The organism is Gluconobacter cerevisiae (assembly GCF_015244675.1).
Lineage (GTDB): Bacteria > Pseudomonadota > Alphaproteobacteria > Acetobacterales > Acetobacteraceae > Gluconobacter > Gluconobacter cerevisiae.
In genome coordinates, this window is record NZ_JABCQO010000040.1 from 1 (window position 1) to 852 (window position 852).

Sequence of the window (852 nt, forward strand, 5' to 3'; positions counted from 1 at the left end):
TAGGCTCAGGACTCATTCTTTGAGGTAGAAGATGACGCTTGCTGCGATGTGGATTGCGGACATGAATGTATGAGCGCAGCGGTCATATCGGGTCGCAACACGTCGCCAGTCTTTCAGCTTTGCGAACATGTTTTCGATCAGATGGCGCTTTTTATACAGATGCCAATTGTAAGGTGGCTTTGATTTCCGGTTCTTCTTTGGCGGAATACAGGCTGTGATGTTCCGGTCTGCAAGCGATAATCTGATCTGGTTGCTATCGTAGCCTCTGTCCCCGATGACTTCTTCTGTCTCATCGGGGAGGTCTGCCAGAAGCACGTCTGCGCCTCTGAAGTCACTGACCTGTCCAGCAGTCAGATGAAGGCGGACAGGTCGGCCCTGATCATCGCACATGGCATGAAGTTTTGAGTTCAGGCCGCCTTTTGTCCGTCCGATATGGCGGGGAAAAGCCCCTTTTTGAGCAAGGACGCCGATGTCCGGTGTGCCTTGAGATGTGTTGCATCGATCATCAGACGCTTCGAACGGCCAGCCTGTTCTGTCAGGGCGACAAATATCCTGTCAAAAACACCCAGGCGGCTCCACCGGATAAATCGGTTGTATAAAGTCTTGTGTGGACCATACGCTTTCGGAGCATCCTTCCACTGAAGGCCGTTACGGATGACATAAACGATCCCGCTCAGAACACGCCGGTCATCCACGCGTGGCACTCCGTGCGCCAGAGGAAAAAACGGCTCAATCCGCTCCATCTGGCGCTCAGACAACAAAAATACCTCACTCACAGGCCTACCCTCCATCGGTAAGCCTGTGAATCACAACCTCTCGCTCAGTTCAATAAATTAATAGGTCCTGAGCCTA

The 852-nt window shown here is 52.2% G+C and carries 1 protein-coding gene; it reads right to left on the bottom strand.

Annotated elements, in window-relative coordinates:
- Positions 1–12 precede the first annotated feature (12 nt).
- Positions 13–776 (bottom strand): IS5 family transposase gene (locus HKD21_RS14325; protein WP_194256268.1). Its coding sequence is split into 2 segments (ribosomal slippage): positions 13–443 and positions 443–776, totalling 765 coding nucleotides; the frame shifts between segments, so codons are not numbered across the junction.
- Positions 777–852: the final 76 nt, after the last annotated feature.